The 16,528-nt window shown below is 65.7% G+C and carries 10 protein-coding genes; 3 read left to right on the forward strand and 7 right to left on the reverse strand.

What is annotated here, in order from left to right; all coding sequences use genetic code 11:
- Window positions 1–41 precede the first annotated feature (41 nt).
- From AUL31_RS07255 to metH, 3 genes are all read right to left on the reverse strand, one after another.
- Complete coding sequence (locus AUL31_RS07255; protein WP_060603613.1) at window positions 42–1,322, reverse strand: L-fuconate dehydratase; 1,281 nt, start codon at window positions 1,320–1,322, stop codon at window positions 42–44.
- Window positions 1,323–1,429: 107 nt separating this feature from the next.
- The gene (locus AUL31_RS07260) at window positions 1,430–2,341 is read right to left on the reverse strand and encodes a sugar kinase (RefSeq protein WP_060603616.1); all 912 of its coding nucleotides are present in this window, start codon (window positions 2,339–2,341) and stop codon (window positions 1,430–1,432) included.
- A 66-nt stretch (window positions 2,342–2,407) separates the two neighbouring features.
- A complete protein-coding gene (gene metH, locus AUL31_RS07265) occupies window positions 2,408–6,169 on the reverse strand; it encodes a methionine synthase (protein WP_060603619.1) in 3,762 nt (1,253 codons plus the stop codon).
- Window positions 6,170–6,315: 146 nt separating this feature from the next.
- Here metH and AUL31_RS07270 point away from each other — a divergent pair, with 146 nt between their 5' ends.
- Window positions 6,316–9,537 (forward strand): Ig-like domain-containing protein, encoded by a 3,222-nt coding sequence (locus tag AUL31_RS07270; RefSeq protein ID WP_082646826.1) that lies wholly within the window; start codon window positions 6,316–6,318, stop codon window positions 9,535–9,537.
- A gap of 3 nt (window positions 9,538–9,540) precedes the next feature.
- On the opposite strand, the gene AUL31_RS07275 is transcribed toward AUL31_RS07270, so the two are convergent.
- Genes AUL31_RS07275 through AUL31_RS07290 form a run of 4 tightly spaced genes read right to left on the reverse strand, consistent with a single transcriptional unit; the run spans window position 9,541 to window position 13,126 of the window.
- Entirely contained in the window at window positions 9,541–10,458 is a 918-nt protein-coding gene (locus tag AUL31_RS07275; RefSeq protein WP_244489340.1) for a metal ABC transporter permease, read from the reverse strand.
- A complete protein-coding gene (locus AUL31_RS07280) occupies window positions 10,458–11,378 on the reverse strand; it encodes a metal ABC transporter permease (protein ID WP_082646843.1) in 921 nt (306 codons plus the stop codon). Before AUL31_RS07280 ends, AUL31_RS07275 begins: the two co-directional genes overlap by 1 nt.
- Before the next feature lie 4 nt (window positions 11,379–11,382).
- On the reverse strand, window positions 11,383–12,132 hold the full coding sequence (locus AUL31_RS07285; RefSeq protein ID WP_143190191.1) for a metal ABC transporter ATP-binding protein: 750 nt from the start codon (window positions 12,130–12,132) through the stop codon (window positions 11,383–11,385).
- Window positions 12,133–12,151: 19 nt separating this feature from the next.
- Window positions 12,152–13,126 carry a metal ABC transporter solute-binding protein, Zn/Mn family gene (locus tag AUL31_RS07290; protein WP_244489341.1) on the reverse strand — a complete coding sequence of 325 codons (975 nt, stop codon included), beginning with the start codon at window positions 13,124–13,126 and terminating at the stop codon, window positions 12,152–12,154.
- Window positions 13,127–13,312: 186 nt separating this feature from the next.
- Between AUL31_RS07290 and AUL31_RS07295 the strand changes: the two genes are divergently transcribed.
- Both AUL31_RS07295 and AUL31_RS07300 read left to right on the forward strand, forming a co-directional pair.
- The gene (locus AUL31_RS07295) at window positions 13,313–13,987 is read left to right on the forward strand and encodes a response regulator transcription factor (RefSeq protein WP_060603645.1); all 675 of its coding nucleotides are present in this window, start codon (window positions 13,313–13,315) and stop codon (window positions 13,985–13,987) included.
- Window positions 13,977–16,409: a sensor histidine kinase gene (locus tag AUL31_RS07300; protein WP_060603648.1), complete on the forward strand. Its 2,433-nt coding sequence runs from the start codon at window positions 13,977–13,979 to the stop codon at window positions 16,407–16,409. The genes AUL31_RS07295 and AUL31_RS07300 overlap by 11 nt, the downstream gene beginning before the upstream one ends.
- Window positions 16,410–16,528: the final 119 nt, after the last annotated feature.

The following is a 16,528-nucleotide window of genomic DNA, read 5'->3' on the forward strand; positions in this document are numbered from 1 at the left end:
CTGCTTAGAACAGCAAGACCGCGAGCGAAAGGCCGCATCGCCTATCCATGGTAGAGATGCGCCTCGATCGACGCCGCCTTCATCTCGATGGAAAAGCCCGGTGCGCGCGGCGGCATGTAACGGCCGTCCCGCACGTCGCACGGATACACGAAATGCTCGTGCAGATGGTCGACATACTCGGCGACGCGCCCTTCCATCGTGCCGGAAATGACCAGGTAGTCGATCATCGACAGATGCTGCACATATTCGCACAGGCCGACGCCGCCGGCATGCGGGCACACCGGCTTGCCGAACTTGGCCGCCATCAGCATGATCGCGATGTTCTCGTTCAGCCCGCCGACCCGCGCCGCGTCGATCTGCACCACGTCGATCGCATCGGCCTGCAGGAACTGCTTGAACAGGATGCGGTTCTGGCACATCTCGCCGGTCGCCACCTTGATCGGGGCAACCCCCGCGCGGATCTGGCCATGGCCGAGGATGTCGTCGGGCGACGTCGGCTCTTCGATGAACCATGGCTTGAACTCGGCCAGCGCATTGACCCACTCGATCGCCTGGCCGACCTCCCAGACCTGATTGGCATCGATCATCAGCGTGCGATCGGGGCCGATCTCCTCGCGCACGATGCGGCAACGGCGGATATCGTCCTGCAGGTCGCGCCCGACCTTCAGCTTGAAATGCGTCCAGCCGACCTGCATCCCCTCCTGGCACAGGCGACGCATCTTCTCGTCGCTGTAGCCGAGCCAGCCGGCCGAGGTGGTGTAGGTGGGGTAGCCCTTCGCGACCAGCGTTTCGCGCCGGTCGGCCGCGCCGGCCCGCGCGGCCTCCAGGATGTTTCCGGCCTCTTCGCGCGTTAGGGCGTTGGTGAGGTAGCGGAAATCCATAAGCGACAGGACCTGCTCGACGCTCATGTCTGCCACGAGCTGCCAGACGGGCTTGCCCTCGACCTTGCCCCACAGATCCCACACCGCATTGACGACGGCGCCCGTGGCAAGGTGCATGACGCCCTTGTCCGGCCCCAGCCAGCGCAACTGGCTGTCGCCGGTGACATAGCGCCAGAAGGCGCCCATGTCGGCGGTCATCTCGTCCAGCGTCTTGCCCACCAGCCGGCGGGCGACCGCTTCCACGGCCTGTTTCACGATGTCGTTGCCGCGCCCGATGGTGAAGGTGAGCCCATGGCCCTCGACGCCGGCGCGGTCGGTTTCCAGCACGACATAGGCGGCGGAGTAGTCCGGATCGGGGTTCATGGCGTCCGACCCGTCCAACCCCTGCGATGTCGGGAAGCGGATGTCGAATGTGCGGTAACCTGTGATTTTCAGCGACATTGGCCTGACCTCCTAGCGCATGTCCATGCGGCGGCAGGCATTGCGCCCGCACCGCCCCTCACCTCATGGCACTATGCGATATATTGGTCAGGCCAATTCTGCAATCGTCAAAGTTCGACGAGCCCGCCATAGCCCTGGATCACTCGCGCGGCGGTGGCATGCGCGCTGAGCGCGGCATCCTTCGGCGACTGGCCTTGAAGACGCGCGGCCAGGTATCCCGCACCGAAGGAATCGCCCGCGCCGGTGGTGTCTACCGGCTTTTCCACCGGGTTGGACGGAACGACCAGGGGCTCTTGCATGCCGGCGACAAGCAGCAGCGCGTCGCCGCCGCCATCCTTCACCACCACTTCCTCGCAGCCGATCTCGCGGTATCGCGCGGCCGTGGCCGCGGCATCGGCGTCGCCGAAGATGCGGGCTTCGTCGTCGAAGCTGGGCAGGCAGATCGTCGCCACCTCGGCCCCCGCCTCGATGCCTTCCGCGCAGGCGGCGCGGCCGGCCCACAGGCGGTCGCGGATATTGGGATCGAAGGCGATGCGCTTGCCGCCGTTGCGGGCCGACTTCAGGATGGACAGGAAGGCGGCGCGCCGCTCGGGTGGCAGGATCGCCAGCGTGATGCCGGAAAAGTAGACCAGCGCCGCCTCGTCCACCGCTGCCGTCAGCCGCGCCTCGTCATCGGCGAGGGCCTTGGCGGCGGCCGTGTCGCGCCAGTAGGAGAAGCTCCGCTCATGCCCGTCCAGGGTGATCAGGTACAGGCCCGCGACGCGGCCCGGCATCGCCTTGATATGGCGCGTCGACACGCCCGACCCTTCGATGAAGGCCATCATGGCATGGCTGAGCGGATCGTCGCCGACATTGGTGAAATAGGCGACTTCGCGCTCCTGCGGCAGAAGCCGGCGCAGATACCACGCGGTGTTGAACGTATCGCCGGCAAAGCCCTGCCGGTATGTGCCCTGCCCCGTCGGCGACAGCTCGATCATGCATTCGCCGATGGAAAGGACGGTCTCAACCTTCTGCGACATCTTGCCTCCGCATGCCTTGTTGGCAACGCTTCTAGACCAGCGGCTTTGGCCTGACCAGAGCGTCGGTCAGGCGGCCTCCTCCCGGACGGGAACATAGTTCAGGATCGGCGCCAGCCAGCGCTCGACCTCCGGCAAAGGCATTCCCTTGCGCCGGGCGTAGTCCTCCACCTGATCGCGCTCCACCTTGGCGACCCCGAAATAGTAGCTTTCGGGATGCCCGATATACAGGCCCGACACGGACGAACCCGGCCACATCGCGAAGCTCTCCGTCAGGCGCACGCCGGTTGCCGCTTCCGCATCCAGAAGGCGAAACAGCGTTTCCTTTTCGGTGTGGTCGGGCTGGGCGGGATAGCCGGGAGCCGGCCGGATGCCAGCATAGGCCTCGTCGATCAGCTGATCGTTGCTGAAAGTCTCGTCCGGGGCGTATCCCCAAAGCTCGCGCCGCACATGCTGGTGCAGCCGCTCGGCGAAGGCCTCCGCGAACCGGTCCGCCAGCGCCTTGACCATGATCGACTGGTAGTCGTCGTGGTTGGCGGCGAAGCGGGCGGAAATCTCTTCCTCTTCGGCGCCGGCCGTGACCACGAAGCCGCCGACATAATCCGCGACGCCCGTATCCAGCGGCGCGACGAAATCGGCCAAGGCGACATTGGGCCTCCCGTCCCGCTTGGACAATTGCTGGCGCAGGGTGAAGAAGGTTGCGAGCTGGTCGGTGCGCGCTTCATCGCTGAAAAGCCGGATGTCGTCCCCAACCGCATTGGCCGGCCAGAAACCCACCACGGCGCGCGGCCGGAACCATTTTTCAGCGACGATCCGCTCCAGCATGGCTTGCGCATCGGCATAGAGCGAGCGTGCGACCTCGCCCTGCTTCGGATCGTCCAAAAGCTTGGGGAAACGGCCCTTCAACTCCCAGGTCTGGAAGAAGGGCGTCCAGTCGATCGCGGCGGCCAGATCGGCAAGGTCCCAATCGTCGATGGCGCGTGTACCCAGAAAGGACGGCGCCACGGGACGCCAGGCTGACCAGTCGGCCTTGTGCGCGTTGGCCCGTGCCGACGCCAGCGGCAGGCGGCGCTTCTCGGCTTCCGAGCGGGCATGCGCCTCGGCGACCTTGCGATACTCTGCCCGCACGGTATCCATGTATTGCGTGCGCGCCGAGGGCGACAGAAGGTTGGACACCACGCCCACGGCGCGGCTGGCATCGGTGACGTAGACCGTCTGGCCGCGCGCATAGCGCGGGTCGATCTTCACCGCCGTGTGCACGCGGCTCGTCGTCGCGCCGCCGATCAGCAGCGGAATGTCGAAGCCTTCGCGCTCCATCTCCGCCGCAACATGGACCATCTCGTCCAGCGAGGGCGTGATCAGCCCCGACAGCCCGATGATATCCACCTTCTCGGCGCGGGCGGTTTCCAGGATCTTGTTGCTGGGCACCATGACGCCGAGGTCGATAACCTCGTAATTGTTGCAGGCCAGGACCACGCCGACGATGTTCTTGCCGATGTCGTGGACATCGCCCTTCACCGTTGCCATCAAAATGCGCCCGGCCGACTGCCGTCCACCGCCCTCGCCGGCCTTCTCCTCTTCCATGAAGGGCAGCAGATAGGCCACGGCCTGCTTCATGACGCGGGCCGATTTCACCACCTGCGGCAGGAACATCTTGCCGGCGCCGAACAGGTCGCCCACCACGTTCATGCCGGCCATCAGCGGCCCTTCGATCACGTGCAGCGGACGCTCGGCCTTCAGCCGCGCCTCCTCGGTATCGGCCTCGATGAACTCGGTGATGCCGTTCACCAGCGCATGCGACAGCCGCGCTTCCACCGGCTGCTCCCGCCAGGACAGGTCGCGCGCCTTCGCCTCTCGCCCGGGCCCGCCCTTGAACCGCTCGGCGATCTCCAGCAACCGCTCGGTCGAGTCCGCGCGGCGGTTCATGATCACGTCTTCGCAGGCCTCGCGCAGTTCGGCGTCGATGCTTTCGTAGACGGCCAGTTGCCCGGCATTGACGATGCCCATGTCCATGCCCGCCGCGATGGCGTGGTACAGGAATACGGCGTGCATCGCCTCTCGGACCGGCTCGTTGCCACGGAACGAGAATGACAGGTTGGAGACCCCGCCCGATATGTGGGCGTGCGGCAGTTGCTGGCGGATCGAGCGCGTCGCCTCGATGAAGGCGACGCCGTAGCCGTCATGTTCCTCGATGCCGGTGGCGACCGCAAACACGTTGGGGTCGAAGACGATGTCTTCGGGCGGGAAGCCCGCCTCTTCGGTCAGCAGCTTGTAGGCGCGGGAACATATCTCGACCTTGCGCTCATAGGTATCGGCCTGGCCTTGTTCGTCGAAGGCCATCACCACCACGGCGGCACCGTAGGCACGCACCTTGCGGGCCTGCTCCAGGAAGGCCGCCTCCCCCTCCTTCATGGAGATGGAGTTGACCAGCGGCTTGCCCTGCACGCACTTCAGCCCGGCCTCGATGATCGAGAACTTGGACGAGTCGATCATCACCGGCACGCGGGCGATATCGGGCTCCGACGCGATGAGGTTGAGGTATTCCACCATCGCCCGCTCGGAGTCGATCAGGCCTTCGTCCATGTTGATGTCGATGACCTGCGCGCCGTTGGCCACCTGGTCGCGCGCGACGTCCAGCGCCGCCGCGAAGTCGCCGGCGGTGATAAGCTTGCGGAAGCGCGCCGAGCCCGTGACGTTGGTCCGCTCGCCGATATTCACGAAGGGGATGTCGCTCGTCAGCGTGAATGGCTCCAGCCCCGACAGCCGCAACAGCGGTTCCGCCGGCTCGAAGCCGCGCGGCGCAAGGCCGGCGACGGCATCGGCAATGGCGCGGATATGCTCCGGCGTCGAGCCGCAGCAGCCGCCCACCACATTGACCAGCCCTTCCTCGGCAAAGCCGCGCACCTGCGCCGCCATCATCTCGGGCGTCTCGTCGTACTGGCCGAACTCGTTCGGCAGGCCTGCATTGGGATAGGCGCAGACGAAGGTGTCGGCAACGCCGGACAGCTCCGCCAGATGCGGGCGCATGGCATCCGCCCCGAGCGCACAATTGAGCCCGATGGTAAAGGGCTGCGCATGGCGCACCGAGTACCAGAAGGCGGTGGGCGTCTGGCCGGACAGCGTACGCCCGGACAGGTCGGTGATCGTGCCGGAGATCATCACGGGCAGGCGCTCGCCCGTTTCGGCGAACACTTCCTCGGCGGCAAAGATGGCGGCCTTGGCGTTGAGCGTATCGAAGATCGTCTCGATCAGGATGATGTCCGCGCCGCCGTCGACGAGCCCGCGGATCTGCTCCGAATAGGCTGTGCGCAACCCATCGAAGGAGATCGCCCGGAAGCCCGGATTGTTCACGTCCGGCGAAATCGAGGCCGTGCGGTTGGTGGGCCCGACGGCGCCGGCCACGAAGCGCGGCCGCCCGTCGGCTGCCTCGGCCCTGTCGGCGGCCCGTCGCGCAACGGCTGCGCCTTCGACATTCAACTCATAGGCAACCTGCTCCATGCCGTAATCGGCCTGGGCGATGGTGGTGGCCGAGAAGGTATTGGTTTCGAGGATGTCCGCCCCCGCCATCGCGTAGGCGAAATGAATGTCCTCGATGGCCTTCGGCTGCGTCAGGATCAAAAGATCGTTGTTGCCCGCCAGATGGCATTCGCACCCGACGAACCGGTTTCCACGGAAATGCTCCTCGCCAAGACCCAGGCCCTGGATCTGCGTGCCCATCGCTCCGTCGAGGATAAGGATCCGCTGCTTTGCCGCCTCGTACAGCGCGGCGATGCGTTCGGCCCGGCTGCGGGTTTTACCCCCGCCAAAGATCGTGTCGGTCGTGGCGCTCATGTCCGGCTCCTCGTCGTTTGGAGCATCATATAAACCGATCCTTATATGATTTGAAGACGCCGTCGTCGAACAGCGATAATCGCTGTTTACAACAAGCCGGAAACAAATAATCTGCATAGTATAACGTTTATCTGGAGCTTGTTTCGATGGTTACTGCTGCTCGCATGAAGTCGGGTTTCGTCATTGTCGACGCCAATGGGCGGCTTCCCGTTGCCCCGGGCGAGACGATTCGCATCAAGCCCGCGGCAGGGCGCCTGAAGATTGCGCGGGTGGGCAAGGGCGGAAAGGCCACTCCCGTGGAAGACGTGGTGGCCATTGCGTCGCCCAAGGACGGCGGCGACCTCGTGCTGCTTCTCGACGGGCATACGCGCGTCGTGCTGGACGATTTCATGAAGCTGTGCCGCAAGGGTAGCTGCGATATCGAGCTGCCGGACGGCAAGGGCGGCGTCGTAATCATCGACGGCACATCCCACGCAATCGCAACCGGCGGCGACGGGTCGCTGCTGCTCCACATCACAGGTGACCAGGCAACCCTTTCGGGCCTCACCGACAGTTTCGCCCGCTATTATGACGTTCTCGCCACCGATCACGAGCCGACCCACCACGCGGGCGCTCCGGTTGCCAAACCGGTCATCGCACTTGGCGCGCTTGCCGCTGCGGGCGGGTTCGTCGCGCTGGCGGCGGGAGGCGGCAGCCATACCCACGTTCAAGACCCTGCAACGCCCGAGCAACCCGTCACGCCCGACACACAAACCACACAAACCACGATCTCGCTTCGGGCGGTTGCCGGGCCGATGAACGCGCAGTTGGGCTACCAGATCATCGGTCCGGGCGGCGTCGTGCTTGCCTCGGGCATGACCGACGCAAGCGGCGCGGCGCACGCCGTCATCGCTGGTCGGTTCAGCGGTCCGATCATGATCCGGGTCAGCAGCGTCAACGGCGACGTCAGCGACTATGTCGACGAGGCAACGGGCAACACGGTTTCACTCGGCGACAGTCTGCGTGGTCTCTTCGTCGTATCGGACGGCAACCCCACTTTCATCGTCTCGCCCATCACGGAATTTGCCGTGCGCGCTTCCGGTATCACGGATGCAACCGTACCTGCCGATGCGGCAGCGGTCGGGAAAGTCAATGCGGCCGTCGCGGCCGCCTTCGGCATCGATCTGTCGCAGGGCGTCGTCACTGTCCTCGATTCGGCATACGACGAAGCGGACGGCATCAGCGCCGCCGAAGCCTATGGTCAGGCGCTGGCCAAGCTTTCAGGCCTCGATCGGGTCAGCGGCGGCATCGGCCAGACGCTCGACCAGTTGCTGCCCCATTACACGGCAGCCGGTGCCGAGGGCGCATTCTCGGCCGATGGACTCGCCATGCTGGATCGCGGCGCGGTCCTCTACGAATCGAGCGCCAACCGGGACGATGCAACCCTTATCGTCCGCGATGTGAATCTGGGTGCATCCGACAGGCCGATCGGCCTGGCATTGCTGACAGTAACCGGATCGGCGGTGCCCCTGCCGGAAGGCGACGCGAAAATGAACCGTGCCGGGCTGGCGCAGCTCGGCGAAACGATCGTCGCCAGGGTCGACCTGCCATCGAGCGCGGTAGCGGGCAACACGCTTTACATCAACGTCAACGGAGTGTCGCAGGCCGCCCATGTGCTGACCTTCGACAACATCGTATCCGGACAGGTCCAGATTGCGATTCCCGTGTCGAGCATGTCTTCGGAGCAGAACGAAACCGTCACGATCCAGGCCCGGGTGGGCAATGCCGGACCGAACGGCTCGACGGTCTCGACAAGCTTCGCGGTCGACTTCATGCCGCCGCCCACGCCAACTCTGGCGTTCAATCAGGATACGGGCGCAAGCTCCGTCGATGGGATAACGGCCAACGGCATCGTCGATGTCGGCGGCATCGCGGACGGCGCAGCCTGGGAATATTCCACCAATGCCGGCGCAACGTGGACAACCGGCGGCGATATCCATCGGTTCAACCTTGTCGCGGGCACCTATCCGGCCGGCATGGTGATTGCCCGGCAAAAGGATGCGGCCGGAAATTCAAGCGCCGGCGCCACGCTTGCCGCGCAGGTCCTCACAAGCTCTCCCACCGTTGAGATCGCAATCGACCGGCAGGCTCTGAAGGCCGGCGATACGGCCACGGTCACGTTCACCTTCAGCACCGAACCGGTCGATTTCGACATTGCAGGCATCGAAGCCACATACGGCCTGATCAGCAACCTCGTTCAATCCCAAAGCGACCGGACCGTCTATACCGCTACGTTCTCGGCAAGTGCTTCTGCCGGCTCCGGCAACGCCGTCATCACTGTCGCCACCGGCGCCTACCACGATATGGCCGGAAACAGCGGCATGCCGGCGCAAAGCCAGGAGATCGCCGTCGATACGCTTGCGCCCACCGTCCTCGACATCAGCTTCCTCGGCAAGAGCAACAGTTCCAATTCCGCCTCTTCCGTGGGCGACTATGTCGAGTTCGGGGTCTCGTTCAGCGAAAACGTCCAGCTTGCGTCCAGCGGCACCCCGCCGGCGCTGGCCATCATGGTGGGCAACACCATACGCCATGCCGTATTCCAGCGCGTGGATGGCGGCGATACGCTCGTGTTCCGGTACACGATCCAGGCGGGCGACACCAATGGAGACGGCTATGACGATCTTATCATCGGCTCGCCCGGCGCAGGCGGCCAGGCCGGCGCCTATATCCTGTTCGGATCGTCCGGAGGCGCCTTCGCCCCAGCCACGATGGTGGAGTATGACGGCACCAGCGACAGCGACGCGTTCAACAGCGATGGCGTTGGCACCACGATGATGGGACGTGGCGGAAACGACCAGATTTATATGACCGGCCCGGATTCGGTCGGATATGGCGGAGCTGGCGACGACACGTTCATCGTGCATCCGAGCTTCCTCGGTTCGCTCGCCAATCCCGACCCTGGCGCGCCTCGCTCCAGTCGCATCGACGGAGGGTCCGGCATCGATACGATGAAGATCGCAGAATACTACAACGGCACCACGATCGATCTGCGAGACCTGACGGCAGGCAGTGCCGCGGTAACCGGCGACAGCCCCATCGAGAATATCGAAATCGTCGATCTTCTGGCCGGAGGCAGCGCCAGCATGCTGTGGGTGAGCGAGGACAGCGTCATCGCGATGTCGCGGGCGAACGTATTCATGGACGATGGACGCGCACAATTGCTCGTCAAGGGAGACGAAGGCGACACGCTTGATGTGCAATTCCTGGAAGGCCGGCCCGGTTACATGCTCGGCGGAACCATCAACTACAATTTCCAGACATACTCGATCGTTCGAACGGACCTTGTCGACGTCTTCGTTCAGCAAGGCATAACAATCGCGGTTCTGTGAACGTCACCCCGGCAATTGGGCTCCTTTGCGCCGCGGCCCCCAAAGGGCCGCGGCCATCAGGAACAGGCCTGCGACAGTCGCGATCATGCCGGCAGCGGAAACGCTGGCGCCCCAGCCGAGTGCAAGGGGCGCTTCGGCGGCAAGAAGGTAACCGAAAACCGCCGCCAGCACGGCAAACACGATGCTCCACATCATCTGGCCGGCCATCGTATCCGTAATCAGCCGCGCGGCCGCCGGCGGGCAGATGAACATGGCGATCACGATGATGGAGCCGACGGCGTCGAAGACCGTCACGGCGACGGCCGACGTGACCGCCACAAGCAGCACGGCCGTCAGCCGTGGCCACGCGCCGACAACCGTCGCATAGGCGGGATCGAAAGTGGAAACGACGAGACTGCGCCAGAAGACGGTAATGAACAGCACCGTCACGGCCAGCATCGCCACGAGACGCGGCAATTGCTGCGGCATATCCGCCAGTGCCGCAGGGTCCAGAAGCGCGCCCGGCCCGGTGCCGGAAAACCAGATCAGGCTTTCCAGGCTTCCATAGAGTGCATGCTCGACATCCAGATGCACGCCGCTGGTGTCCGATTGTTCGATCAACAGGACCCCGGCCGCGAACATGGCTGTAAAAACCGTGCCCATGGCCGCACCCGGCTCTACCCCGCCGGCGCGACGCACGAACTCGATCAGCATGACCGACAGCAGCGCCGCCGCCGCCGCGCCCAGCAGCATCGGCCAGGCGTTCATGGTGCCCGACACCAGAAACCCGACAACGATGCCCGGCAGCACGACATGGCTGATCGCATCGCCCACCAGAGCCTGTCGCCGCAGCACGAGGAAATTGCCGACCAGCGCGCAGCATGAAGCCGACAGAACCGCGACGAGCAGCGGCACGAAGGTCAGAAAGAAGAAATCGGCCATTATGCAAGGCTCCGGCGGGCCCGCAGGCCTGAGATGATGCCTGCGACAAGCCCCCTGCGCGGTGACAGAACGAGCGAGGCGACGAACAGGGCGAAAGCCGTCAACACGATGACGGCGCCGGTCGGCAGCGAAGGGCCGGAGGCCGAAAGCGCTGCCCCGACATGGGCGCTGACCGCGCCGAACAGGGCTGCGAGCGCCGCAAGGCGGCCGGCATTATCGGTCCAGAACCGCGCCGTCGCCGCAGGAATGATGGTCAACGCGACGATCAGCACAAGGCCGGCAACGCGCAGGCCGATAACCGTTACGGTCAGCAGCAGCAGCAGCAATGCAAGGTCCACCCGGCGCACCGATACGCCCGTGGTCGCCGCATAGACCGGGTCGAAGGCGACCAGCGTGAAGGAGCGTCGCAGGCAGAAGGCCGCGAGACCGGTGACGGCGGCTGCGATTGCGATCGTCTCCGCCTCGCTGCGCAGCATCGAGGCCGTCGAGCCGAGCAGAAAGCCTTCCAAACCCGCCTGCCCGCCGGTCTGCATGGTCTGCACCACCGTCAGGAGGACGATTCCGAAGCCGAAAAAGACCGACAGGACCGCACCGATGGCCGAGTCTTCCGGCAGGCGGGTGCGCCGGCCCAGCCATTCCACGATCCACAATCCGGCAAAGGCGCTGGCCGCCGCGCCGATCATCAGACCGGGCAGAAAGCGGCCGTTGCCGGTGGTTGCGGCCATCAGGATGAAGGCCATGACGAGGCCCGGAAGCGTGGCGTGGCTGATCGCATCGCTCATCAGGCTGCGCTTGCGCAGCATCACATAGGCTCCGATGCCACCGGCGGATGCGCCAAGCAGTGCCGAGCCCGCCCCGACCAGCGCCGTGTTGTAGCCGGCATCGAAGACGAGCGCCGAAAGGAAGACCGAAAAGTCCATGACGTCAGCGCACCCCGGCCGGCGCGGCAAGCCGGCCGCCATAGGCGATATTGAGGTTTTCGGAGGTGAAGGCCTGATCCACCGGTCCGTCGGCGATCTTGGAGCCGTTCAGCAACAGGACATGGGTGAAATAGGCGGGCACCGTCGACAGATCGTGATGGACGCAGACGACGGTACGGCCGCCTGCGCGCAGCCCCTTGAGTACCTCGACGATGGCGCTTTCCGTTGCGGCGTCGACCCCGGCGAAGGGCTCGTCCATGATGATCAGCTCGGCGTCCTGCGCCAGCGCCCGCGCCAGGAAGACGCGTTGCTGCTGCCCGCCCGAAAGCTGGCCGATCTGCCGCGCGGCGAAGTCGCCGAGGCCGACACGTTCCAGGCATTCCAGGGCCCGCGCCTTCTCGCGCCGGCCGGCCGGCCTCAGCAGGCCGAGGCGTCCGTAAAAGCCCATCATGACCACGCCGAATGCCGATGTCGGAAAATCCCAGTCCACGCTGGCGCGCTGCGGCACATAGGCGATGCGGCGTCGCACATCGCCGAAGCTTTTCCCGAAGAACCGGATGCGCCCGGACAGGGTCGGCACCAGGCCCAGCGTCGCCTTCAGGAAGGTCGACTTGCCGGCACCGTTCGGCCCGACGATGGCTAGCATCGCACCCTCCGGCACGATCGTATCCACGTCGGACAGGACGACCTTGCCATTATAGGCGACGGAAAGCCCCTGCACGGCCAGCGGCGGGTTGGTCTGTGTCACAGTCATCGTATCCATCGTCCAGCCCTCACAGCCCCGCAACGGCGAGACGGCCGTTCATGCCGCCGTCGGGCGCTTCGCCGCCGAGCGCGTCCGTGATGATCGTGACATTATGGTCGATCATGCCGATATAGGTGCCTTCATAGGTGCCCGGCGTGCCCATCGCATCGGAATAGAGCTCGCCGCCGATCTTCACCGTATGGCCACGCGCGGCCGCCCCCTCGATAAGGGCCCGGACATTGCGGTCGGACACGGAGCTTTCGATGAAGATCGCCCCGATATCGCGGCTGACCAGCGTATCGACGAGGCTTTCGATCTGCCGCACGCCCGCCTCGCTGTTGGTGGAGATGCCCTGGATGCCCAGAACCTCGAAACCATGCGCGGCCCCGAAATAGCCGAACGCGTCATGCGCCGTCACCAGCACGCGGGCCCCCTCGGGCACGCTGGACAGAACCCTGTCGCCGTAATCGGCCAGCGCATCCACCTCTGCCAGATAGGCATTAGCATTGGCGGCATAGATTTCCGCGCCGGCAGGATCCATCCGGCTCAGCGCATCGGCAGCTTCGATGACCACGCCGCGCCACAGCCGGGGGTCCATCCAGACATGCGGATCGAACTGGTTGGCATAATCGGGATTCTCGTGGAGCCGGTCATGGGGCAGGCCGTCGGCAAGGGCCACGACCGGCACCCGCGCCCCCAGCCGCTCCAAAAATTCGCGTAGCTGCGCTTCCAGATTGAGGCCGTGGTAGAAGACGGCATCGGCACGCGCCATGCGCGCGATGTCCGACGCGGTCGGCCGATAGAGATGCGGGTCGACGCCCGGGCCCATCAAGGCGACCACCTCGACCCTGTCGCCCCCCACCTGCGTTACGGCATCGGCGATCATGCCCGTCGTGGCAACGATGTGCAGCGGCTCGGCGGCACGCGCCGGGCCGCCGGCAGCGACCAGCAGCGCGACAAGGCCAAGGGCGGGCGCCAGGCGCCTGCCGAACCAAACTCTCAAACCCTGCCTCATGCGACCTCGACGCCAATGTTGCCTTTGCATTGCAACAATCTACGTTTTTGCAAATGATTTGCAAGTGCATGAATTGCGGTTATTATGAAACGGCCCGGCATTGACGGATATCGGCCGAGACGACACGGACGTCAGCGGTCTATGCTCTCCCCGACAAGGGATCACGGACGGGCCATGCGGCTGCTGCTAGCTGAAGACAACGAAGATCTGGGAGACGCCGTCTTCCGCCATCTGCGCAATGCCGGCCATTCGGTGGAATGGGTGCGGCGGGGCGAGGCCGCGCTGGATTCCGTCGCCGCCGAGCCCTATGACGCCCTTATCCTCGACCTGACGCTGCCCGGACGCGACGGCCTGTCCATCATCGAGGAGCTGCGGCGCGCACGGAATGCGATTCCCATCCTGGTGGTGACCGCCCGGGCAGAGATCGACGACAAGGTCAGCCTTCTCGACCGTGGGGCCGACGACTACCTCGTCAAGCCGTTCGACCTGCGCGAGCTGGATGCGCGGCTGCGTGCCGTGCTGCGGCGCCCGGCCGGCCGCACCACCAGCCTGATGGAATTCGGCGATACGGTCGTGGACCTTGCCGGCCACAGCGTCAGCGTGTCCGGGCAGGCGGTGGAACTGTCGCGCCGCGAGTTCCGTCTTCTGGAAATCCTTCTGGCGCGCATCGGCGCCGTCGTGCCCAAGGAGCGCCTGATGTCGCAGCTCTTCAGCTTCGACGAAGCGGTATCCGTCAACGCGCTGGAGCTCTACGTCTCGCGCCTGCGCCGCAAGCTGGAAGGCGCGGCACTGGAGATCGCCACCGTCCGCGGCGTCGGCTATGTGGCACGGATCACCGATGGCGGCTGACGGCTTCTCCATCCGCCGGCGCATTCTATGGCTGGCCATCGCGCTGCTTGTGGCCGCGGCGCTGGCGCTTGTGGTCTTCGTGCTGGATTATGCCCAGCGCTCGTCCGACACCGCCTATGACAGGCTGCTGTCTGCATCGGCCTTCACCATTGCCGGCGCGGTGCAGGCGGAAGCCGGGCGGGTGACGGTGGAACTGCCGCTCGCCTCCTTCGCCATGTTCTCCGACGACGACCGCGTCTTCTATTCGGTCGCCGGGCCGGACGGCGGCTTCGTGACCGGCTATCCCGAACTCGGTGACAATCTCCCGCCGGCGACGGACTCCGAACCCGGTTACGCCGATATCGATTTTCGCGGCGAACTCGTGCGGGTGGCAACGGTCGGACGGCTCGTGTCCACCGCATCGGGCACCGGCTGGGTCACCATCCGCGTCGCCGAAACCAAGGGCGAGCGCGCGGTGCTGGCGCGCGAGATCCTCGGCAATGCGCTGCTGCCCATCGTCGCCATGACGCTTCTGGCGATTGCCCTCGTGTGGTTTGCCATCGGCCGCGCCTTCCGTCCGCTCACCCTTCTGGAGCGCAACCTCAACCGCCGCACGCCGGACGATCTGTCCCCCGTGGCCGAAGTCGTTCCGGTGGAGGTGCGCCGCCTCGTCGACGCCCTCAACGATTTCATCGCGCGTCTGCGTCAGACCACAGAGCGGCTGGGCGCCCTCGTGGCGGAAGCGGCGCACGAGGTGCGCACCCCCCTCGCCTCGTTGCGTGCGCAGGCGGAAGTGGCCTTGTCGGAAGATGACCCGGCCATGCTGCGCGGGCGCGTCCAGCGCATCCACCAGGGCGCGGTGCAGGCCAGCCATCTGGTGAACCAGCTCCTTATGGACGCAACGGTGGCTCACCGGCTGGAAGCGCGCCGCATCGACCCGGTGCAGCTTGGCGATATCGTGGGCGAGGTGGTCGGCCGCCTGTCGCCGGACCTCGCAGAGCGGCTGGATGTCGATGTGCCGCGCGCCGCGCGGGAGCTGGTGATCGACATGGACCGCGTGGTGCTGCGCGAAATGCTGCGCAATCTGATCGACAACGCGCTCATCTATGCCCCCGGCCCGGTCCTGGTGGAAGCAGAAGCCGACGATGGCGCGGCGATCCTGTCGGTGATCGACCATGGTCCCGGCATCGCGCCCGAGGAACGGGAAGCCGTCACGGAGCGCTTCCGGCGCGGCAGCGCCTCCGAGGGCACCAGCGGCTCGGGCCTCGGCCTTGCCATCGTCGCCCGCGTGGCGGCAGCCGCCGGAGGCCGCTTCCTTCTGGACGACACACCCGGCGGCGGGCTGACCGCGCGCGTGCGCCTGCCGGCGCGCCGCGCCGCGGCGGCGCTCGTCGCCTTGTTTCTGGCGCTTGGCTTGATGGCGGCGGCGCCCGGGCCCGCTCTGGCGCTGGAAACCTATCCCGCACCATCCGGCCAGACGAGCGAGGTGCTGACGATCCTCGGCACCACGGATACGCCCCTGTTCCGACCGCTGGTCGAGGGCTTCCAGCGCCTGTGGCCCGACGTGACCGTGGCCTACGAGGAAGGCGAGACGCTGCCGATCTATCTGGAGGTCGCCGAGGCGCGCGCCGACCCGAAACCCGACCTCGTGATGAGCTCGGCGACGGATCTGCAGGTAAAGCTGGCCAATGACGGCTTTGCCCAGTCGCACGAGCCGCCCAACCTTGCCGCCCTGCCCCGCTGGGCGCAATGGCGGCGCGAAGTCTTCGGCTTCACCTTCGAGCCGGCCGTGATCGTCTACAACCCCGATCTCGTCACCGAGGGCGAGGTGCCCCGCACCCGCATCGCGCTGGCCGAGTTGCTGGAGCGGTTTCCCGAACGCTTCTCCGGAAAGGTCGCCACCTACGACATCGCGAAAAGCGGCGTCGGCTATCTTCTTGCCGCGCAGGACCAAACGATCTCGTCCTATTTCTGGCGCCTTGCCAGCGCCTTCGGGCACGCCGATGCGCAGCTTTCGGGAAGCAGCCCGGACATACTCGACAGGGTGGAGGCAGGCGAGCTTGCGCTCGGCTACAATGTGCTCGGCTCCTACGCGCTGGCGCGCCAGGCGGCCGGACACCGGATCGGCGTGGTGGTGCCGGACGATTACGTCCTGGTGCTGACGCGCACATTGCTGATCCCCGAAGGCGCGCCCCGCGCCGATCTTGCAAGAGCCTTCATCGACTTTGCCCTGTCGCCCGACGGGCAGTCCATCCTTGCGGGCCCGACCGCACTGGGCGCCGTCATCCCCGGATCGTCCGGCGCGTTCAGCGCCGAGCGCATTGCGGCGCTTGGCCGCGGCGCCGTGCAGCCGATCGCACTCGGCCCCGGCCTGCTCGTCGCACTGGACCGCCAAAGGCGCGCCCGCTTCCTGGAAACATGGCTCGAAATCGTCGGTCCGTGACGCATGACAGGATTACGACAGGTCGGCGCGCATAACCTTGAAGCGTTCCATGTTTGGCGCGGGGAGCGCCGCATGCGTGGTTCACGTGTTTCATGCGCCTTGAATTGGCGCATCCGGGA

This window comes from Aureimonas altamirensis (assembly GCF_001463885.1).
GTDB lineage: Bacteria > Pseudomonadota > Alphaproteobacteria > Rhizobiales > Rhizobiaceae > Aureimonas > Aureimonas altamirensis.

What these genes read in the sequence shown, in the direction of transcription:
- AUL31_RS07255 (WP_060603613.1), bottom strand. Translation starts at nt 1,322, where the DNA reads ATGTCGCTGAAAATCACAGGTTACCGCACATTCGACATCCGCTTCCCG.
- AUL31_RS07260 (WP_060603616.1), bottom strand. Translation starts at nt 2,341, where the DNA reads ATGTCGCAGAAGGTTGAGACCGTCCTTTCCATCGGCGAATGCATGATC.
- metH (WP_060603619.1), bottom strand. Translation starts at nt 6,169, where the DNA reads ATGAGCGCCACGACCGACACGATCTTTGGCGGGGGTAAAACCCGCAGC.
- AUL31_RS07270 (WP_082646826.1), top strand. Translation starts at nt 6,316, where the DNA reads ATGGTTACTGCTGCTCGCATGAAGTCGGGTTTCGTCATTGTCGACGCC.
- AUL31_RS07275 (WP_244489340.1), bottom strand. Translation starts at nt 10,458, where the DNA reads ATGGCCGATTTCTTCTTTCTGACCTTCGTGCCGCTGCTCGTCGCGGTT.
- AUL31_RS07280 (WP_082646843.1), bottom strand. Translation starts at nt 11,378, where the DNA reads ATGGACTTTTCGGTCTTCCTTTCGGCGCTCGTCTTCGATGCCGGCTAC.
- AUL31_RS07285 (WP_143190191.1), bottom strand. Translation starts at nt 12,132, where the DNA reads ATGACTGTGACACAGACCAACCCGCCGCTGGCCGTGCAGGGGCTTTCC.
- AUL31_RS07295 (WP_060603645.1), top strand. Translation starts at nt 13,313, where the DNA reads ATGCGGCTGCTGCTAGCTGAAGACAACGAAGATCTGGGAGACGCCGTC.
- AUL31_RS07300 (WP_060603648.1), top strand. Translation starts at nt 13,977, where the DNA reads ATGGCGGCTGACGGCTTCTCCATCCGCCGGCGCATTCTATGGCTGGCC.